This window comes from Streptomyces sp. NPDC030820 (assembly GCF_055572075.1).
Map to the genome: position 1 here is coordinate 598,948 of NZ_JBVIEB010000001.1, position 19,348 is coordinate 618,295.

A 19,348-nucleotide genomic window follows, 5' to 3' on the forward strand; every position below is an offset into this window, starting at 1 on the left:
AGGGACTACAGCAACCCGGCCGCCGCCAAGAACTTGCCGACCCTCTCGACCTCCTCGCCGGACAGCGGCACCTGCGGCTCGGCCGTCACCGGGCAGTCGACGACGCCCCGCAGATGCAGCGCGGCCTTGAACGCGCCCAGTGCCGAGGAACTGCCGCCCATCCGCGCCGGATCCCCGACCGTGACCATCCCGAACAGCGCGCACAGCCGCTCCTGTTCCACCCGCGCCCCCTCCCAGTCCCCGGCGCGGCACATCCGGTACAGCCGGACGTACCCGTGCGGGTCGACATTGGCCAGCCCCGGCACCGCCCCGTCGGCACCCAGCGCCAGCGCGGAGTCCACGATCAGCTCGGAGCCGGTGAGCACGCTGAACCCGGGGTGCACGCGGGCGCCGGTGGCGATCTCACGGAAGGCGGCCAGGTCCCCGCTGGAGTCCTTGATCCCGGCCAGCACCCGGTCGGCGGCGAGACCCAGCACCACGTCGGCGGGGAGCTTGGTGTGCACGGCGACGGGAATGTCGTAGGCGATGACCGGCACGTCGGACGCGGCGGCGATCCGGCGGTAGTGGTGGATGATCTCACCGCGGTGCGTGCGGGCGTAGAAGGGTGCGGTGACGACCACCGCCTCCGCTCCGGCCGCCGTCACCGCCCTGACGTGGTCCAGGACGCGCGGCGTGGTCATGTCGATGGCGCCGGCCAGGATCGGCAGCTGACCGCCCACATGGGCCACGACCGCCTCCACGACCTGCCTGCGCTGCCGGTCCGTGAGGAACGCCGCCTCGGACGTGGACCCGAGCAGGAACAGCCCGTGCACCCCGCCCTCCACCAGATGGTCGACCAGGCTGAGCAGCGAGGGCTCGTCCACCTCGCGCTCCGGCGTCAGGGGCGTGCAGACGGGCGGGACGACACCGGTGAGCGGGGTGGGGAAGGGCATGTCAGGGCTCCTGGCGTGCTAGGTCTCGGGTCGATTCCTCCTCCTCAACAGGATGGTGGCACCGATAGCGGTGTCCGGGGTGTGACGCGGCCGAGAAGTCCGGCATCACCTCGGCACACAACCCGTCCGCCTTCCAGCAGCGGGTGCGGAACGGACAGCCGCTGGGCGGCCGGGTCGCCGAGGGCACCGGCCCGGTCAGCGGGATCGGGTCGATGGGGTCCAGCAGGCCGGGCGTGGCGGAGAACAGGGCGCGGGTGTACGGGTGCCGGGCGGCGTCGGTGACCCGGTCCGCCGGGCTCTCCTCCACGATCCGGCCCAGGTACATGGTGATCACCCGGTCGCTCATCCGCCGTACCGTCTGGATGTCGTGCGAGACGAACACCAGGGCCAGGCCGAGGCGCTCTTTCAGGTCCAGCAGGAGGTTCAGGATCTGTGCGCGGACCGAGACGTCCAGGGCGCTGGTCGGCTCGTCGGCGACGACCAGCGCCGGGTCCAGGGCGAGCGCGCGGGCGATGGCGACGCGCTGCCGCTGCCCGCCGGAGAGCTGCCCGGGAAGGGCGTCGGCCAAGGCCCGGGGGAGCCCCACCAGCGTCATCAACTCCCTTACCCGGTCCTCCCGTTCGGCCCTGGTCCCACGGTCGTGGACGTCCAGCGGGTCGCGCAGGATCCGCCGTACGGTCAGCCGCCGGTTGAGCGCGGTCGACGGGTCCTGGAAGACCATCCCGACGCCCGCACCGACCGTGGCCCGGCGCTCGGCGGGCGGCATCGTCCACAGGTCACGGCCCCGGAACGCCACCGTCCCGGAGGCCGGCCGCTGGATGCCCACCAGCACCCGCGCCAGCGTCGACTTCCCGCACCCCGACTCGCCGACCACGCCCACCGTCTCCCCGGCGGCCACGGTGAGATCGGCGCCGGTCAGGGCGTACACCCGGTCGCGGCGCAGCAGCCCGCCGCTGCGGGCCCTGTGCACGACATGGGCGTCTTGCACCTCGACCACAGCGGTCACTGCAGCGCCTCCTCGCTCTCCGCCGACGTGAGGTCCACCGCCGGGTGGTGGCAGGCGGCCGTGTGGGTGGCCGTACCGGCGAGGACGGGGGCGTTCGCATGGCACACCTCGCTCGCCAGCGGGCAGCGGTCGGCGAAGCGGCAGCCCGCCGGGAAGTCGGCGGGGGCCGGTACCACCCCCCTGATCTGCGTCATCCGTTCCTCGGCCGACTCCAGCGACAGCACGCTGCCCAGCAGTCCGCGCGTGTAGTGGTGGGCCGGCGCCGCCACCAGGTCGGCGGTCACCCCGCTCTCCACGATCTGCCCGCCGTACATCACCACCACCCGGTCGGTGACGTCGGCGACCAGCGCCAGATCGTGCGAGACCAGGATCAGCGCGAACCCCAGCTCCTCGCGCAGCCGCAGCAGCAGCTCCATCACCTGGGCCTGCACGGTGACGTCCAGGGCGGTCGTCGGCTCGTCGGCGACGATCAGCCGCGGCTCGCGGGACAGCGCCATGGCGATCAGCACGCGCTGCCGCTGCCCGCCGGACAGCTCGTGCGGATAGCTGCGCAGGGTGCGCTCGGGGTCCAGGCCGACCAGCTCCATGAGTTCGCGCGGACCGCGTCGGCCACCGCGCCGGACCAGCTGTTTCAGCTGGGCGCGGATGGTCATCGCCGGGTTCAGCGAGGACAGGGCGTCCTGGTAGACCATCGCCATCTCGTGCCCGAGCAGCCGCCGCCTGGCCCGCATCGGCTCGGCGAGCAGTTCCCGCTGCCGGAACCGCACCTGGCCGCCGATCCGCGCGTCCCGAGGCTGGAGCCCCATGACGGTCAGCGCGGTCAGCGACTTCCCGCAGCCCGACTCGCCCACCAGACCCAGCACTTCACCCGGGTACACCTCGAAGCTGACCCCGGCCACGATGTCCACGCCCCGGTGCCGGTCCGGGAAGCCGATGGTGAGGTTCTCCACGGCCAGCACCGGCTGCCCGCTCCGGTCGGGCAGCGGCCGGGCCCGGGACCGCAGCCGCCGGGCGGCCTCGGTCAGCCCGGGCAGGTGCACCACCTCACCGGGCTCCGCCTTCTCCAACCGGTCCTCAGCGGTCTCCATGTCCCGGGCGGCCGGTGCCGCCCACGCGTCGGACACGCCCTCGGAGAGGATGTTCAACGACAGTACGGTCAGCAGGATCAGCAGCCCGGGGAAGACGGTCGCCCACCAGCCCCCCGTCAGCACCATGTTCTTGCCGTCGGCGATGACACTGCCCCAGGACGGGTCCGGCGGCCGCACCCCGGCGCCGATGAAGGACAGCGACGCCTCGAACACGATTGCCTCGGCGACCTGCACCGTGCAGAACACCAGCACCGGGGCGGCACAGTTGACGGCCACGTGCCGCACCACGACATGGAGCGTACGGGCGCCGATCACCCGTTCCGCCGTGACGTAGTCCTCGCCGTACTGATCGAGGACGTTGGCCCGTACGACCCTGGCCACGGGCGGTGTGAACAGGAAGGCGATGGCACAGATCAGCACGCCGATCCCGCCGCCGAAGACCGCGACCAGGACAGCGGCGAGCGCGATCCCGGGGAACGCCATCACCACGTCCAGGCACCGCATCAGCGTCTCGTCGACGCCCTTCCGGGAGGTGGCCGCGACCGCCCCGATGACGGCCCCCACCACCAGGGCGAGCCCGGTGGCCCCCAGCCCGATCGCCAGCGACCACCGGGCGCCGTACATCAGCCGGCTCAGGATGTCCCGGCCGAGGCTGTCCTGCCCCAGCCAGTGCGCGGCCGACGGATGCCCGCTGCCGCCGACCGGCTCCTGCTGGTCGAGCGGATCGTCGGGGGCCAGGAGCGGGGCGAGTACGGCGACGAGGATGACCAAGGCCAGGAAACAGACGGCGACCTTCGACAGCAGGGGCAGCCGGCGCCAGCCCCGCAGCCGCACGCCGCCGGGCCGGGAGAGCCGCTCGGCAAGACTCGCGCGCGTGACCATCAGCCCGCCCTCAGACGTGGGTTGACCAGCAGATACAGAATGTCGATGACGAGATTGACGACGACGAACCCGGTGGCGGTCGTCAGCACCACCCCCTGCACCACCGCCGGGTCGCCGTTCTGCACGGCGTCGATCATCAGCTTGCCCATGCCGGGCAGCGAGAAGATCGTCTCGATGACGACGGCACCGCCGAGGAGATAGCCGACCCGCAGCCCGAGCACGGTCAGCGGATTGACCAGGGCATTGCGCAGGACGTTCCGGCCGACGACCACCCACGGCGGCAACCCGCTCCCGATCGCCGTCCGCACATAGTCCTTGTCCAGCTCCTCCACCACCGAGGTCCGCACGATCCTCGTCAGCTGGGCGGCCACCGGCAGGGAGAGGGCGACGGCGGGCAGCGCCATGGTCTTCAGCCAGCCGGTGACCGAGTCGGCCGGGTTGATGTAGCCGCCGGACGGGAACCAGCCCCGGTCCACCGCCAGATACTGGATCATCAGCAGCGCCAGCCAGAAACCAGGTGCCGCCACCCCTACGAGCGAGACCACCCGGATGACCTGGTCCGGAATCCGGTCCCGGTACACAGCGGCCGTCACCCCACCCGCCAGCGCCAGCACCACCGCGATGGCGAGCCCGAGGAAGGTCAGCTGGAGGGTGAGCGGCAGCGCGGTGGTGACCTGGTCGACCACCGGCGCCCGGGTCAGGGCACTGGTGCCGAGGTCGCCGTGGAGCAGATCGCCGACGAAGTGGACGTACCGGACGGGCAGCGGATCGAGCAGGCCGTTCCGCTCCCGGAAGTCATGCAGCTGCTGCGGGGTCGGATTGGCGCCCTGGAAGAACGCGGACGCGGGATCCACGTCCGAGAACCGCATCACCAGGAACACGAACAGCACGATCCCGAGCACCAGCGGCACGAGCAGCGCGATACGGCGGAGCAGGATCCGTACGACGGCCGTCATGCCGTCAGACCCACTTGGCCTGGAGGAGGTTGATGCCGGGGTAGGGCTGCGCCCTTATACCCGTGAGCTTCCGGGGATCCCAGGCGGTCATCAGCTCGTTGTGGACGACCGGGTACAGCACGGCCTGCTCGGCGACGACGTCGATGTAGTCCTGGATGATCGCCTTCTTCTTCTCCGGGTCCGGCTCCCGGGTCGCCCGGTCCATGTCCTTGAAGAGCTGCCTGGCGACGGGGTCGCCGGCCCACCGGGTGTACTGCATCCACAGGTTCTGCGGCCCGTAGTTGTAGTGCATGATCAGATCGGCGTCGAGCCCGAACTGATTCGGATTGGATGCCGCGGCGACGACCTGATAGTCCTGCTTCTGGTCCATCTTGGTGAACACGGCCGTGGTCTCCTGCGGCGCCAGGGTCGTCTCCACGCCGATCGCGTCCCAGGAGGACTTGATGGTCGGCAGACAGTCCACGATCCAACTGACGTTCACGGCAAGGACGTTGACCTTGAGGTCGCTGACCCCGGCGGCTTTCAGCAGGGCCTTCGCCCTGCCGGGGTCGTAGTCGTAGACGGTCTTGGCCCGCCGGTAGGCCGGGTTGCCCTCGTTGAGGAACGAGGAGGCGGGCCTGCCGTGCCCCTTGAGGGCGACCTGCACCATCTTCTCGGTGTCGATGGCGTAGTGCAGCGCCTGCCGCACCCGTACGTCGTCGAACGGCTTGTGCTGGGTGTTGAACATCAGGAACAGGTTGTTCATCCCGGCGCCACCGGCGACCTTCAGGCCCCCCTGCTCCAGCCGTGCGATGTTGGCGTAGGGGATGTTGTCGGCGATCTGCGCCCCGGCATCGCTCCCCGAGATCTTCGCGACGCGGGGAGCGGCATCCACGATGGTCAGCCAGTTCATGCGCCTGAAGGCAGGCGGGCGCGGCCCGTTGTAGCCGGCGTACGCCTCGAAGGTGGTGTTGGACTTCGGGTGGTGCGCGGTCTGCCGGTACGGCCCCGAGCCGACGGCCAGCCCCTTGATGGCGTCGTCCCAGGCACCGGGCTTGGAGAAGACGTGCTTCGGCATGATCTTGGCGAGGGTGAGCCGGGAAAGCCCGTCCGGGAAGGGGAACTTGAGCACGAGCTCGACGGTGCGCGGGTCGACCTTGCGGACGCCGCTCAGCCAGCCGGCGAAGAAGCCCTTGGCAAGGGTCTGGGTCTTCGGATCGAGGATCCGGTCGAAGACGAACACGACGTCGTCGGCGGTGACGGGCTTGCCGTCGTGAAAGGTCGCCCCCGACCGCAGGGTGAACCGCCAGACGGTGGCGTTTGGGTCCTTCGGCACCTCGGTGGCGAGCGCCGGATAGGGCACCCGGGTGATCGGATCGGTGTCCAACAGTCCTTCGTAGACATGGTTGTTGGCGGCCATGCAGAACGCCGACGCCGTCTGCGTCGGATCCCAGCTGCCGTCGTTGCCGTAACCGATCACCGCGGTCAGCGTCCGGTCCTTGCCGCTGCCGCCGCTCCCGGTGTCGTTCGTGGACTCCGGTCCCGCGGAGCAACCCGCCAGCACGGGCGGCAGAACGGCGGCCGCGCCCAGCACACCCGAGTACTTCAGGAACGACCGGCGGCGCGGTGCCGGTACGTCGGGGCTCACGTCGGTCACGTCGTCGCGCACGGATCCTCCAGCAAGTCGTCGGGGGGAGTTGGCCTGGGGAGGCTGGGGAGGCTGGGAGATACGACGTCCTACGTCCTACGTCCGGTCGGTAGCGCGACCATAGGAGGGGGCGTGAGGACGGTCAAGACGGCGCACACGAATGGCCTAGCCGCCAGAGGTCGCACCATTGGCGGTTGGGCGGGGTGATGCAGGAGACCGAGCCGGACGAGATCAGCTGCAGGGAGGGGGTGACCAGGTTGCCGCCGGGCCACCCTTGACTCACCCCGCTCCAGCACGGGCAAGAAGCGAGCGAGCAGCCCGGGGAAAGTGGACGCCTTGCCGGGGTCGGCCCCTCGGCTCGGCTGCGTTCGCACCGTGGGCGGGGGCGCGGTGGCGTCTCGCATGCACGCCGGGTGGACTCAGCGGCCATCCGCCGGTGGGCTAGCGGCCATGCGCCGGTGGGCGGGCCGCGGTGAGGTCGCGAGCGGACCCCGGCGCGTCCCGACAGCCACACACGCCCCACCAGCCACTCATCCCCAGACGACCGGGAGGTGATTGGCGGATTTGTGCCACCCCCTCCAGCCCTGCACCCGCCTGACCAGCCACTCTGCCTCAGGAGCGTGGAACAAGTCTGCCAATCACCGCTCGACCGGGGGCTGTGAGGACCGGAAGGCGCATGGGGGAGTCGTTGCCGATCGCCGCTCGCTTCTTGCCCGTGCTGGAGCGCTCCGGGTCAAGGGTGGCCCGGAGGGCCATCGCCGAAGGCGACGCGTAGCGCCCTTGACGCGGAGTGCGGAGGCACGACACTGGCCCAGAAGCGAGCGGCCCAATGGTGCGGGTGAACTCCGCCCACGCAGCCGACCCGCTCCTCACCACCCCCTCACCACCCCCTCCACGACCACTTTGCCCTCAGCCGTCACGCGGGCCAGGGCTCCCGTGCGGTAGAAGCCGTCCGGAGTGAAGGCCGAGGCGTTGTGCTGGGCGGCGTCCTCGGGCCACGGAGTGAGGCCGTCGAGCGGCACGGGCTGCACGTTCTTCCCATTCGTGCAGTTGCCACCCTTCAACATATTGTTTAACGGCGTCGGCAGGGGAGCGCTTGGGCGAGAATGGTGTCCATGAGTCTGTTCCGCGACGACGGCATCGTGCTGCGCACCCAGAAGCTGGGTGAGGCGGACCGGATCATCACTTTGCTCACGCGCGGCCACGGCCGGGTCCGGGCCGTGGCCCGGGGCGTGCGGCGGACGAAGTCGAAGTTCGGGGCCCGGCTGGAGCCCTTCTCCCATGTCGACGTGCAGTTCTTCGCACGCGGGAGCGAGCTGATCGGGCGCGGTCTCCCGCTATGCACGCAGAGTGAGACCATCGCGCCGTACGGCGGCGGGATCGTGACCGACTACGCCCGCTACACCGCCGGGACGGCGATGCTGGAGACCGCCGAGCGGTTCACCGATCACGAGGGGGAGCCGGCCGTCCAGCAGTATCTGCTGCTGGTCGGCGCGCTGCGCACGCTCGCCCGGGGCGAGCACGCGCCCCACCTCGTCCTCGACGCCTTCCTGCTCCGCTCCCTCGCCGTCAACGGATACGCCCCGAGTTTCGGTGACTGTGCCAAGTGCGGGATGCCCGGTCCGAACCGGTTCTTCTCCGTGGCCTCCGGTGGCTCCGTCTGCGCCGACTGCCGGGTGCCCGGGAGTGTCGTACCGTCGCCCCAGACCCTGGTACTCCTCGGGGCGCTGCTTACGGGAGACTGGGAGACGGCGGACGCGTGCGAGGCGCGGTACGTCCGCGAGGGCAGCGGGCTGGTGTCCGCCTACCTGCACTGGCATCTGGAGCGCGGGCTGCGTTCGCTCAGGTACGTCGAGAAGTAAGAGGGAGACGAGAAGCACATGGTCGTACGCGGGATCCTGGGGCGCCAGCGGCGCGAGTACAAGGCGCCGGAGCCGCACCCGTCCGGTGCCCGCGCGCCCAAGCTCCCCGGCGAGCTGGTCCCGAACCACGTGGCCATCGTCATGGACGGCAACGGGAGGTGGGCGAAGGAGCGGGGTCTGCCCCGGACCGAGGGGCACAAGGTCGGTGCCGAGCGCGTCCTCGACGTCCTCCAGGGGTCGATCGAGATCGGCGTCCGCAACATCTCCCTCTACGCCTTCTCCACCGAGAACTGGAAGCGTTCCCCCGACGAGGTCCGCTTCCTGATGAACTTCAACCGCGACTTCATCCGCAAGACGCGGGACCAGCTCGACGAGCTCGGCATCCGGGTGCGCTGGGTGGGCCGTATGCCCAAGCTGTGGAAGTCGGTCGCCAAGGAGCTGCAGGTCGCCCAGGAGCAGACCAAGGGCAACGACCTGCTCACGCTGTACTTCTGCATGAACTACGGCGGGCGGGCCGAGCTCGCCGACGCGGCGAAGGCGCTGGCCGAGGATGTCGCGGCGGGTCGGCTGGACCCGGCGAAGGTCAGCGAGAAGACCATCCAGAAGTACCTGTACTACCCCGACATGCCGGACGTGGACCTCTTCCTGCGGCCCAGCGGGGAGCAGCGCACCTCCAACTACCTGCTCTGGCAGAGCGCGTACGCCGAGATGGTCTTCCAGGACGTGCTGTGGCCCGACTTCGACCGCCGTGACCTGTGGCGGGCCTGCGTCGAATTCGCCTCCCGCGACCGGCGGTTCGGCGGCGCCGTCCCCAACGAGGAGCTCCTCGCCATGGAGGCCGCGATGAAGGGCGAGTCCACTTCGTAGCCACCGGCGGTTCACGCGGGCCGCCGAGGATGGAGGACTTATGAGACGTCTCACGCCTGTTCTCGCCCTCGGCGCCCTGCTGCTCACCGCGCTGCCCGCGCACGCCGCCGACGGCCCCGCGCACCGCGAGAGTTACGGCACCAGGGCGCCGTACGCGCCCGGGCAGAACCCGCGCGCCTACCAGCAGCCCCCGGCCGGATACTCCGCCGTCTTCACCGAGAACGTCTCCCGGCACGGCTCCCGTGCGGCGACCGGAAGCGAGGACGGCGACCTGATCCTCGGGCTGTGGGACAAGGCGCGGGCCGAGGGGCAACTCAGCGGCGAGGGCGAGCAGTTCGGGCCGACCGTGCGGGCCCTCATGGCCGCCATGGAGAAGGTCGGGTACGGCAATCTCAGCGGGCGCGGCCGGCAGGAGATGCGGGACACGGCGAAGCGCATGGAGCAGCGGCTGCCCACCCTGTTCGAGGACATCGCCGACCAGGGCGAGAAGATCGACGTGGTCAGCTCCGGGCAGGGGCGGGCCGTGGCCAGCGCGAGCGAGTACACCGGCGCCCTCGCCGCCGCCGACCCCGCGCTGAAGCCGCTGATCGGCCCCACCCGCACCGACAAGGACCTGCTGTACTTCCACAAGTCGGCGGGCGGTGCGGCGTACCGCGACTACATCGCGAACAACCAGCGCCTCAAGGACACGCTGCACTCGATCGAGGACCAGCCCCGGTCGCACGAGGCCGCGCGAAGCGTGCTGCGGCGGATCTTCAAGGAGTCCTTCGTCGACGGGATCACCGACCAGGTCGGCGCCGCGCAGGCCGTCTACAACCTGTACGCCATCGCACCGGCGATGATCGAGGAGAGCCCCGCCCCGGACGGCAAGGGCTGGGACATGGACCGCTACATCTCGCGCTCGGACGCGTCCTGGTTCGGCTACCTCTCCGACGCGGAGGACTTCTACGAGAAGGGCCCCGGGTTCTCCGACAGCGACATCACCTACAAGATGGCCGGCGTCCTCCTGGACGACCTCTTCAAGCAGGTCGAGGCCAAGCGCGCCGGCACCAGCGACCTCGGCGCAGAGCTGCGCTTCACCCACGCCGAGGAGATCATCCCCTTGGCCGCGCTGATGGGCCTGCCCGGCAGCACGAGGCCGGCGACGCCGGGGGAGCCGTACACCTACGCCGACAACTCCTGGCGGGGGGCGTCGGTGGCCCCGCTCGGCGCGAACATCCAGTGGGACGTGTACGAGAAGGGCGGCCGCTACCTGGTCCGCATGCTCTACAACGAGAAGGAGACGGCGTTCAAGGCAGGGTGCCGTCCGATCACCAAGGGCAGCGCCTTCTACGACCTGGACGAACTGGAACGCTGCTTCGGACGAGGCTGAGCCGCCGCTCGGGCCCCGTATGATCCCGCCTCATGGTCATGGACATGGGGCGGGATGCAGTGCAGGAGACGGTCGAGCTGGACTACCGGCCGACCGCGCGGGACTTCTCGTCGGCACTGTGGGCGCGCAGGAAGGTCACCTGGTCGGTCCGGCATCTGGTGGGGGCGGTGGCCGCGGGCGTGTTGTGGTACGCCCTCCTGGCCTCCGACGGGGACATCGACCTGCCCACGCTCCTCCTGCTGTGCTACTTGGCGCTCGGGCTCGTCCTGCTGCCCCGTTTGCAGGGACGCGGGATGATGCGCGCCGCGGCTGTGAACGGCCCCTGCCGTACGACGGTGACGGACGCCGGGGTGACGATCCGCGGCGAGCACATCACCGTCATGCAGGGGTGGGGTGCGCGGCCGGTGTACCGGGAGACGCCGGAGCTGTTCGTGCTGTTCAGCGACGACACGAAGGCACGGTGCCTGACCCTGCTGCCGAAGCAGGGCCTGACCGACCCGTCGGACGCGGACCGGCTGCGGGCGATCCTGGACCGGCACATCCGGCGGGTGTGAAGCGGCGCTCAGCCCGCCGCGCACTCCGCACACGTACCGAAGATCTCCACCGTGTGGGCCACGTTGACGTAACCGTGCTCCGCCGCGATCGCCTCCGCCCACTTCTCCACGGCCGGTCCCTCCACCTCCACCGCCTTGCCGCAGGCGCGGCAGACGAGGTGGTGATGGTGTTCGCCGGTCGAGCAGCGGCGGTAGACGGACTCGCCGTCGGAGGTGCGCAGGACGTCGACCTCGCCGGCGTCGGCGAGGGACTGGAGGGTGCGGTACACCGTGGTCAGGCCGACCGAGTCGCCCTTGTGCTTGAGCATGTCGTGCAGTTCCTGCGCGCTGCGGAACTCCTCGACCTCGTCCAGGGCCGCCGCCACGGCTGCACGCTGGCGGGTCGCGCGGCCCTTCACGGGCGGTCCAGCGGTCGTCACCGTTGTCTCCTCACGTCTCGCTTCTGCCCGGGCGGCCATTGTGCCAGCCCGGGCTGTCAGCGGTCAGACGATGATCTCGTCCCCGGCCGGCCGAGTGGCCGGAACAGTGCACTCTGCCGGATCCCCGGCGGGCTGCGCGGCAGCGGCCGCGCGGGCGCGTCGGCGGGCCAGCGGTGTGGCCAGGACCGTCAGCGCGACGAACGCGGCGATGGTCAGCAGGACAATCGTCGCGCCGGGCGGAACGTCCTGGTAGTACGAGGTGACCGTGCCGCTGACGGTCACGGCCACCCCGATCGCGACGGCGATCACGAACGTGGCGGTGAAACTGCGGCTGAGCTGCTGCGCCGCGGCCACCGGCACCACCATCAGCGCGGACACCAGCAGCAGGCCGACCACGCGCATGGCGACCGTGACCGTGATCGCCGCCGTGACCGCCGTGAGGAGGTTGAGCGCGCGCACCGGCAGGCCCGTGACCCGTGCGAACTCCTCGTCCTGGCTGACCGCGAACAGCTGGCGGCGCAGGCCGAGGGTGACCAGCACCACGAACGCGGCCAGCAGGCAGATCGACAGGACGTCCGACTGCGACACCGTCGACAGCGAGCCGAACAGGTACGTCGTCAGGTTCGCGTTGGAGCCCGTCGGCGCGAGGTTGATGAACATCACGCCGCCTGCCATGCCGCCGTAGAAGAGCATGGCGAGGGCGATGTCGCCGCGTGTCCTGCCGTACCAGCGGATGAGCTCCATGAGGACCGCGCCGAGGACCGAGACGGCCGTCGCCATCCACACGGGGGACGTCGACAGCAGGAAGCCCAGGCCGACGCCCGTCATGGCCACGTGTCCGATGCCGTCGCCCATCAGGGCCTGGCGGCGCTGGACCAGGTAGATGCCGACCGCGGGCGCGGTGATGCCGACCAGGACGGCGGCGAGCAGCGCCCGTTGCATGAAGGCGTAGTTGAGGAGGTCCATCAGCTCAGCAGTCCCGTCCGCAGAGATTCGGAACCCGACGGTGCGTGCGGGTGTACGTGGTCGTGGCCGGGCAGGGCGTGCTGGCCCACGGCCTGCGGGGGCGGGCCGTCATGGAGGACACAGCCGTCCCTGAGTACGACCGCCCGGTCGATCAGGGGCTCCAGGGGGCCGAGTTCGTGCAGGACGAGCAGGACCGTCGTACCGGAGTCGACCTGCTGCTTCAGCGTGCGGGCGAGCACCTCCTGGCTGGCCAGGTCGACGCCGGCCATCGGCTCGTCCATGATCAGCAGTTCGGGCTCGGCGACGAGGGCGCGGGCGATCAGGACGCGCTGGTGCTGACCGCCGGACAGGGCGTTCACCGAGTCCTTGGCGCGGTCGGCCATCCCGACCAGCTCCAGGGCCCGGCGCACGGCTTCCCGGTCGGTCCTGCGGAAGACGCCGAAGCGGGTGCGGGAGAGGCGCCCGGACGACACGATCTCGGTCACCGTCGCGGGTACGCCGCCCGCGGCCGTCGTGCGCTGCGGTACGTAGCCCACGCGCGCCCAGTCACGGAAGGCGCGGCGCGGGGTGCCGAACAGCTCGATCGTGCCGCCGCTGACCGGGACCTGGCCGATGATCGTACGGATCGCCGTGGACTTGCCGGAGCCGTTGGCGCCGAGCAGCGCGACGACCTCGCCGCGGCGGACCGTGAGGTCGATGCCCCGGAGCACGGGGCGAGCGCCGAGTTCGGCGGTGACCCCGCGCAGGGATATGACGGGTTCGCTGGTCATCTCGTGACCCCTCACTTCGAGCCGAGGGCCTGTTGGAGCGCCTTGAGGTTGGCCTTCTGGACGGAGAAGTAGTCCTTGCCGCGGGACTTGGCCGTGATGCCCTCGATCGGGTCCAGCACGTCGGTCTTCAGGCCCGCGTCGTGCGCGATGGTCTTCGCGGTCCTGTCGCTGACGAGCGTCTCGTAGAAGACGGTGGAGACGCCGTCGGCCTCGGCCATCGTCTCCAGGTCCTTCACGCGTGCGGCGCTGGGCTCGGACTCGGGGTCCAGGCCGTTGATGGCCTCCTCGGTCAGGCCGTAGCGCTCGGCGAGATAGCCGAAGGCGGCGTGGGTGGTGATGAAGACCTTGGTCTTCGTGTGCGCGAGGCCGCTCTTGAACTGCTGGTCCAGGTCGGTCAGCTGCTTGACCAGGGCCGCGGTGTTCTTCCGGTAGTCGGCCGCGTGCTTCGGGTCGGCCTTCTCGAAGGCCTTGCCGACGCCCTCGGCGACCTGGGCGTAGCGCACCGGGTCGAGCCAGATGTGCGGGTCCTTGGCGCCGGCCTCCTCGCCCTGGTGGGTGTCGTGCGCGGCCGCGTGGCCGCCGACCTCGTTGCCGTGCTCCTCCAGCGTGGTCAGGGAGGCCGCGTCGATCTTCGTCTGCACGGGGGACTGGGCCACCGCGTCGTCGACGGAGGGCTGGAGGTTCTTCAGGTACAGGACGGCGTCGGAGTCCTGGAGGGAGGCGATCTGCCGGGGGCTGAGCTCCAGGTCGTGCGGCTCCTGGCCGGGGGAGGTGAGACTGGTGACGTGGACGTGGTCCCCGCCGATCCGGTCGGCGAGGAACGCCATGGGGTAGAAGGACGCGACGACATCGAACTTGCCGGTGTTCGCCGCCTCCGCCCTGTCGCCGGAGCAGGCCGTGAGGGTGCCGAGGCCGAGGGCGGTCACGGCGGCGATCGCGGCGGCGGGTATGAGGCGTCGTCGTACGTTCATGACAGTCATTTTCAACAAACATGGAAACCGTTGTCAATAAACGCCGGTAAGCGGCCGGTGAGAGCCCGGGGGAGGGGCTTGGGGAGGGGGTCGATTTGGTCCGGGGGGAGCCTGCGCCGGTAACCTGAATCATTCGCTGGAAGCATCTCGCTTCAACGCCCGTCGTCGTAATGAAGAGAGCACCGTGGCCGCCGACAAGATCGACACCATCGTCAGCCTGAGCAAGCGCCGTGGCTTCGTTTTCCCGTGCAGTGAGATCTACGGCGGACAGCGTGCCGCCTGGGACTACGGACCGCTGGGTGTCGAGCTCAAGGAGAACATCAAGCGCCAGTGGTGGCGCTACATGGTGACGTCGCGCGAGGACGTGGTCGGTATCGACTCGTCCGTCATCCTGGCCCCCGAGGTCTGGGTCGCCTCCGGCCACGTCGCCACCTTCACGGACCCGCTGACCGAGTGCACCTCGTGTCACAAGCGGTTCCGCGCCGACCACCTGGAGGAGGCGTACGAGGAGAAGAAGGGCCACGCCCCGGCGAACGGCCTGGCCGACATCAACTGCCCGAACTGCGGCAACAAGGGCCAGTTCACCGAGCCCAAGCAGTTCTCCGGCCTGCTGTCGACGCACCTCGGCCCGACCCAGGACAGCGGCTCGGTCGCCTACCTGCGCCCCGAGACCGCCCAGGGCATCTTCACCAACTTCGCCCAGGTGCAGACCGCCTCGCGCAAGAAGCCGCCGTTCGGCATCGCCCAGATGGGCAAGTCCTTCCGCAACGAGATCACGCCCGGCAACTTCATCTTCCGCACCCGCGAGTTCGAGCAGATGGAGATGGAGTTCTTCGTCAAGCCGGGCGAGGACGAGACGTGGCACGAGTACTGGATGGAGCAGCGCTGGAACTGGTACACCGGCCTGGGTCTGCGCACTGAGAACATGCGCTGGTACGAGCACCCGAAGGAGAAGCTCTCCCACTACTCCAAGCGCACCGCCGACATCGAGTACCGCTTCCAGTTCGGCGGCAGCGAGTGGGGCGAGCTGGAGGGTGTCGCCAACCGGACCGACTACGACCTCGGTGCCCACTCCAAGGCCTCCGGCCAGGACCTCGCCTTCTACGACCAGGAGGCCCAGGAGCGCTGGACGCCGTACGTCATCGAGCCGGCGGCGGGTGTCGGCCGCACCATGCTGGCCTTCCTGCTCGACGCCTATGTCGAGGACGAGGCGCCGAACGCCAAGGGCAAGATGGAGAAGCGGACGGTACTGCGCCTTGACCACCGGCTGGCGCCGGTGAAGGCCGCCGTGCTGCCGCTGTCCCGCAACCCGGAGCTGTCCCCGAAGGCCAAGGGCCTCGCCCAGGCGCTGCGCCAGCACTGGAACATCGAGTTCGACGACGCCGGCGCGATCGGTCGCCGTTACCGCCGCCAGGACGAGATCGGTACGCCGTACTGCGTGACCGTCGACTTCGACACGCTCGAGGACAACGCGGTCACGGTGCGTGAGCGTGACTCGATGAAGCAGGAGCGCGTGTCGCTGGACCAGATCGAGGGCTACCTGGCCGGTCGCCTGCTGGGCTGCTGACGCCTGCGGCGCCTCAGCGTCCTTGCCCACCCACCCGCCCGACAACCGTCGGCCGGGTGGGTGGGCCTTTTGTCTTCACCGGAGCCTTGTGCTCACGGCCTGGCCGTCGCCACCCCCATGCCGTCCGTCGCGATCCTCCTGATCTCCTCCACCCTGGCAGGACTCGCGCCCCAGACCGCCCGGTACCCCGCCCGCACCGCCTCACGTCCCTCGAAGCGCGGAGGGAAGCCGGGGGAGGTGAACGGGAACTCGAGCATGGCCTGGTAGTAGCGGGCCAGCACCTCGCGGGGTGTGCGAGCGGCGCGCGGCTGAAGGTCCGGCACGGAGATCACTCCATTCGCTCAACAGTCGTTGAGTCAACTCCGTGCCCGGGAACTGTTCGCCGAGAAGGGGTTCGATCGCACCACCATCCGTGCCGTGGCGACCGCGGCCGGCGTCGACCCCGCGCTGGTCATGCCGTACTTCGGCTCGAAGCGCGAGCTGTTCACCCGGGCCGTGCAGCCGGTCCCCGCGCTGCCGACGGCCACCGACACCGACGCGCTCGTCGATCAGCTGGTGGCCGCGCTCGGCCTCAAGCTCGGCGGTCTTCCCGAGGGTGCGCTGGCGATGATGCGCTCCATGCTCACCGACCCGGCCGCCGCCGAGCAGGCCCGCGAGACCCTGGGGCGGCAGATCGACGGCGTCGGCGGCGCGCTGCCCGGGGCCGAGGACCGCGAGCTGCGCGCCGCACTGCTCGTCACCGCCTTGCTGGGCGTCACGATCGGCCACCAGCTCCTCGGCCTGGCCCCGCTGCGTGCGGCCCCGGCCGACCGCGTCGCCGCCCTGCTCCGGCCGGCGATCAAGGCGCTGGCGGAACCGGCGGACTGACCGCCGCCCTTCCGAATGACACAGTTGGAATGACAGATATTGAAATCTGTCATTCGTCATGCAACAGTGAAGCCATGACGATGCCCACCCGAACCCTCGGAACCACCGGCCCCCGCACCTCCGCCCTCGGACTCGGCTGCATGGGCATGTCCGCCCTCTACGGCGACGCCGACCGCGCGGAGTCCATCGCGACCATCCACGCCGCCCTGGAGGCGGGCGTCACCCTGCTGGACACCGGCGACTTCTACGCCATGGGCCACAACGAGATGCTGCTCGGCGAGGCCCTGCGCACCGCCCCGGCCGCCCTTCGCGAACAGGCCCTGACCAGCGTGAAGTTCGGCGCCCTGCGCGACCCGGAGGGCAACTGGAGCGGCTACGACGGCCGCCCCGCCGCCGTGAAGAACTTCGCCGCCTACTCCCTGCAGCGCCTCGGTGTCGACCACATCGACGTCTACCGGATCGCCCGCATCGACCCCGACGTACCGATCGAGGAGACCGTCGGCGCGATCGCCGAACTGATCGAGAAGGGGTACGTCCGGCACGTCGGCCTGAGCGAGGCCGGCGCCGAGACCGTCCGCCGGGCCGCCGCCACCGCCCCGATCGCCGACCTGCAGATCGAGTACTCGCTGATCAGCCGGGGCATCGAGCGGAACATCCTGCCGACCACCCACGAACTGGGCATCGGCATCACCGCGTACGGCGTGCTGTCCCGCGGCCTGATCTCCGGCCACTTCACCCGCGACCGGCAGTTGGCCGCGAACGACTTCCGCGCCCACTCGCCCCGCTTCCAGGGCGAGAACCTCCAGCACAACCTGAACCTGGTCGAGGCCCTGCGCAAGATCGCCGAGCAGAAGGGCGTCACCGTCGCGCAGATCGCCATCGCCTGGGTGCTCTCCCGCGGCGACGACATCGTGCCGCTGGTCGGCGCCCGTACCCGCGAGCGGCTGGGCGAGTCGCTGGGCGCGCTGGACGTCACCCTGGAGGCGGCCGACCTGGCGGCGATCGAGGAGGCCGTGCCGGCGGACGCGGCGGCCGGCGACCGCTACCCGACCGCGCAGATGGCACACCTCGACAGCGAGCGCTGACCATGGCTCCAGGTACCGTCTGAGGCATGGCACCGCCCACCGAGACCCTGACCGCCGAGCGCATCCTCGAAGCGACCGAGGAGGTGCTGCGCCGCCACGGCCCGGCCAAGGCCACCGTGGTCGACGTGGCCCGCGCGCTCGGCGTCAGCCACGGCAGTGTCTACCGGCACTTCCGCACCAAGGCGGCGCTGCGCGAGGCCGTTACCAAGCGCTGGCTGGACCGGACGTCGGCGAAGCTCGCCGGGATCGTGGCGGCGGACGGCGCTCCCGAGGAGCGGCTGCGGGCCTGGCTCGCGGCGCTGTTCGAGGCCAAACGGCACAAGGCGGGCGACGACCCCGAACTCTTCGCCACCTACACGGTGCTCACCGACGAGAACGGCACGGCGGTCGGCGAGCACATCGCCGACCTGACCGGACAGCTGACCCGGATCATCGCGGACGGGGCCGGGGCGGGCACCTTCCCGGTGTCCGACCCGGCCGCCGCGGCACGAGCCGTCTTCCAGGCCACCGGCCGTTTCCACGATCCCTGCTACGCCCGGGAATGGACCGCTCCCGGAGTCGACGAGGAGTTCACGGCCGTCGTGGACCTGCTGATACGGGGACTCAGCTCACCTTCACGGTGACCGGCGAGGAGTGGAGCGTGCCGGACCTGGTCGCCACCCGCACGTGCTCGGTGCCCTTGGTGGTGAAGGTCTGTCTGATCGCGTAGCGGCCGCTGTTGCTCACGATCGTGGTGGTCTTGAGCGTGGTCCACTTGCCGTTGCGCAGGTGCTGGAGCACCAGCGTGGAGCCGCGCTTCACACCCGTGACCCGGCCGATGAACACCACGGTGTTCCCGACCTTGATCACCTTGCGGTTCGCCGAGATGGTGATCGAACCCATCGCGGTCGGCGTCCGCGACGGCCTCATGCTCGGCCTGCCGGTGAGGGTCACCGAGGGTGTGGCGGTCGGCATGCCGCTGCGGGTCGTGGTGGGGGCGGGGGTGGGGGGCTGTGCGTGGGTCGCGGCGAAGGCTCCGGTCGTACCGCCGGAGAGCAGCGCCACGGAAAGGACGCCGGCGCCCAGCGCGCGGCCGTAGCGGTGGTGGCGGAGTACGGAGGTCATGTTCATCTCCTGTCGATCGCTCGATCGGACGTATCCCAGGCTGACCCGACTTCGCTCCGTTGGCCACTCGAGACACTGCGTAACCGACCGCCCGACCAGGTATATGCGCAGGTCAGTGCCGATATCCGAAGATTTCTGCGCACCCCGCGCTCAACGGGAGGGCTGCCGGGCCGCCGCCGGATCGACCGTCGCCTGATGGACCTCGGCCAGATGCTCCTCCGCCTTCAGCCACGGCAGGAACTGGGCTCCTCTGCGCCAGCCGCACGTGTCGCATCTGATCGTGCGCTGCACCCCCGTGCGCTGGACCAGGACGACATGCTCCCGGCCGTGCTGGTCCCAGCGGCTGACCTTGCTCGTGCTGTTGCCCTGCGGCATGACGCCTCACGTCTCCTCGACTCCTGTGGCACACCCCGGCCGGGACAGGAGTGTGCAGCAAGACGAACATCAACAGGG

The 19,348-nt window shown here is 70.3% G+C and carries 21 protein-coding genes; 8 read left to right on the top strand and 13 right to left on the bottom strand.

What is annotated here, in order from left to right; genetic code table 11:
* Positions 1 to 5 precede the first annotated feature (5 nt).
* The 6 genes from ACZ418_RS02700 to ACZ418_RS02725 all read right to left on the bottom strand — a co-directional run bounded on the left by ACZ418_RS02700 (position 6) and on the right by ACZ418_RS02725 (position 7,513).
* Positions 6 to 932 carry a dihydrodipicolinate synthase family protein gene (locus tag ACZ418_RS02700; protein ID WP_468355804.1) on the bottom strand — a complete coding sequence of 309 codons (927 nt, stop codon included), beginning with the start codon at positions 930 to 932 and terminating at the stop codon, positions 6 to 8.
* Position 933: 1 nt separating this feature from the next.
* The gene (locus tag ACZ418_RS02705; protein WP_468355807.1) at positions 934 to 1,938 is read right to left on the bottom strand and encodes an oligopeptide/dipeptide ABC transporter ATP-binding protein; all 1,005 of its coding nucleotides are present in this window, start codon (positions 1,936 to 1,938) and stop codon (positions 934 to 936) included.
* Positions 1,935 to 3,908: a dipeptide/oligopeptide/nickel ABC transporter permease/ATP-binding protein gene (locus tag ACZ418_RS02710; RefSeq protein ID WP_468355810.1), complete on the bottom strand. Its 1,974-nt coding sequence runs from the start codon at positions 3,906 to 3,908 to the stop codon at positions 1,935 to 1,937. Before ACZ418_RS02710 ends, ACZ418_RS02705 begins: the two co-directional genes overlap by 4 nt.
* A complete protein-coding gene (locus ACZ418_RS02715) occupies positions 3,908 to 4,864 on the bottom strand; it encodes an ABC transporter permease (protein WP_468355813.1) in 957 nt (318 codons plus the stop codon). The genes ACZ418_RS02710 and ACZ418_RS02715 overlap by 1 nt, the downstream gene beginning before the upstream one ends.
* A 4-nt stretch (positions 4,865 to 4,868) precedes the next feature.
* Entirely contained in the window at positions 4,869 to 6,512 is a 1,644-nt protein-coding gene (locus ACZ418_RS02720; RefSeq protein WP_468355816.1) for an ABC transporter substrate-binding protein, read from the bottom strand.
* An 848-nt stretch (positions 6,513 to 7,360) separates the two neighbouring features.
* Complete coding sequence (locus tag ACZ418_RS02725; RefSeq protein WP_468355819.1) at positions 7,361 to 7,513, bottom strand: hypothetical protein; 153 nt, start codon at positions 7,511 to 7,513, stop codon at positions 7,361 to 7,363.
* A 93-nt stretch (positions 7,514 to 7,606) separates the two neighbouring features.
* Here ACZ418_RS02725 and recO point away from each other — a divergent pair, with 93 nt between their 5' ends.
* The 4 genes from recO to ACZ418_RS02745 are packed head-to-tail and all read left to right on the top strand — an operon-like array spanning position 7,607 to position 11,146.
* Positions 7,607 to 8,353, top strand: a complete 747-nt coding sequence (recO, locus tag ACZ418_RS02730; protein WP_468355822.1) for a DNA repair protein RecO — start codon at positions 7,607 to 7,609, stop codon at positions 8,351 to 8,353.
* 18 nt (positions 8,354 to 8,371) lie between these two features.
* Complete coding sequence (locus ACZ418_RS02735; protein ID WP_468355825.1) at positions 8,372 to 9,220, top strand: isoprenyl transferase; 849 nt, start codon at positions 8,372 to 8,374, stop codon at positions 9,218 to 9,220.
* 40 nt (positions 9,221 to 9,260) lie between these two features.
* Positions 9,261 to 10,592 (top strand): histidine-type phosphatase, encoded by a 1,332-nt coding sequence (locus ACZ418_RS02740; RefSeq protein WP_468355828.1) that lies wholly within the window; start codon positions 9,261 to 9,263, stop codon positions 10,590 to 10,592.
* A 44-nt stretch (positions 10,593 to 10,636) separates the two neighbouring features.
* Complete coding sequence (locus ACZ418_RS02745; protein WP_468355831.1) at positions 10,637 to 11,146, top strand: YcxB family protein; 510 nt, start codon at positions 10,637 to 10,639, stop codon at positions 11,144 to 11,146.
* Positions 11,147 to 11,154: 8 nt separating this feature from the next.
* Here the strand turns inward: ACZ418_RS02745 and ACZ418_RS02750 are convergent, their stop codons facing one another.
* The 4 genes from ACZ418_RS02750 to ACZ418_RS02765 form a co-directional block, all read right to left on the bottom strand.
* A complete protein-coding gene (locus tag ACZ418_RS02750; RefSeq protein WP_468355834.1) occupies positions 11,155 to 11,565 on the bottom strand; it encodes a Fur family transcriptional regulator in 411 nt (136 codons plus the stop codon).
* Positions 11,566 to 11,628: 63 nt separating this feature from the next.
* Complete coding sequence (locus ACZ418_RS02755; protein ID WP_468355838.1) at positions 11,629 to 12,531, bottom strand: metal ABC transporter permease; 903 nt, start codon at positions 12,529 to 12,531, stop codon at positions 11,629 to 11,631.
* Positions 12,531 to 13,301, bottom strand: a complete 771-nt coding sequence (locus tag ACZ418_RS02760; RefSeq protein WP_468355841.1) for a metal ABC transporter ATP-binding protein — start codon at positions 13,299 to 13,301, stop codon at positions 12,531 to 12,533. The genes ACZ418_RS02755 and ACZ418_RS02760 overlap by 1 nt, the downstream gene beginning before the upstream one ends.
* 11 nt (positions 13,302 to 13,312) lie before the next feature.
* Complete coding sequence (locus ACZ418_RS02765; RefSeq protein ID WP_468355844.1) at positions 13,313 to 14,272, bottom strand: metal ABC transporter substrate-binding protein; 960 nt, start codon at positions 14,270 to 14,272, stop codon at positions 13,313 to 13,315.
* Between the two features lie 184 nt (positions 14,273 to 14,456).
* Between ACZ418_RS02765 and ACZ418_RS02770 the strand changes: the two genes are divergently transcribed.
* Positions 14,457 to 15,839, top strand: a complete 1,383-nt coding sequence (locus ACZ418_RS02770) for a glycine--tRNA ligase (RefSeq protein ID WP_468355847.1) — start codon at positions 14,457 to 14,459, stop codon at positions 15,837 to 15,839.
* A gap of 92 nt (positions 15,840 to 15,931) precedes the next feature.
* Here the strand turns inward: ACZ418_RS02770 and ACZ418_RS02775 are convergent, their stop codons facing one another.
* On the bottom strand, positions 15,932 to 16,162 hold the full coding sequence (locus tag ACZ418_RS02775; RefSeq protein WP_468355850.1) for a nuclear transport factor 2-like protein: 231 nt from the start codon (positions 16,160 to 16,162) through the stop codon (positions 15,932 to 15,934).
* 28 nt (positions 16,163 to 16,190) lie between these two features.
* Between ACZ418_RS02775 and ACZ418_RS02780 the strand changes: the two genes are divergently transcribed.
* From ACZ418_RS02780 to ACZ418_RS02790, 3 genes are all read left to right on the top strand, one after another.
* Entirely contained in the window at positions 16,191 to 16,706 is a 516-nt protein-coding gene (locus ACZ418_RS02780; protein ID WP_468355853.1) for a TetR/AcrR family transcriptional regulator, read from the top strand.
* A 74-nt stretch (positions 16,707 to 16,780) separates the two neighbouring features.
* Positions 16,781 to 17,791: an aldo/keto reductase gene (locus tag ACZ418_RS02785; protein ID WP_468355856.1), complete on the top strand. Its 1,011-nt coding sequence runs from the start codon at positions 16,781 to 16,783 to the stop codon at positions 17,789 to 17,791.
* A 26-nt stretch (positions 17,792 to 17,817) separates the two neighbouring features.
* Positions 17,818 to 18,414: a TetR/AcrR family transcriptional regulator gene (locus ACZ418_RS02790; protein ID WP_468355859.1), complete on the top strand. Its 597-nt coding sequence runs from the start codon at positions 17,818 to 17,820 to the stop codon at positions 18,412 to 18,414.
* On the opposite strand, the gene ACZ418_RS02795 is transcribed toward ACZ418_RS02790, so the two are convergent.
* Entirely contained in the window at positions 18,395 to 18,895 is a 501-nt protein-coding gene (locus ACZ418_RS02795) for a hypothetical protein (protein ID WP_468355862.1), read from the bottom strand. The genes ACZ418_RS02790 and ACZ418_RS02795 overlap by 20 nt on opposite strands.
* A gap of 150 nt (positions 18,896 to 19,045) precedes the next feature.
* Positions 19,046 to 19,270, bottom strand: coding sequence for a hypothetical protein (locus tag ACZ418_RS02800; protein WP_468355865.1), 225 nt, complete (start codon positions 19,268 to 19,270; stop codon positions 19,046 to 19,048).
* Between the last annotated feature and the right edge of the window lie 78 nt (positions 19,271 to 19,348).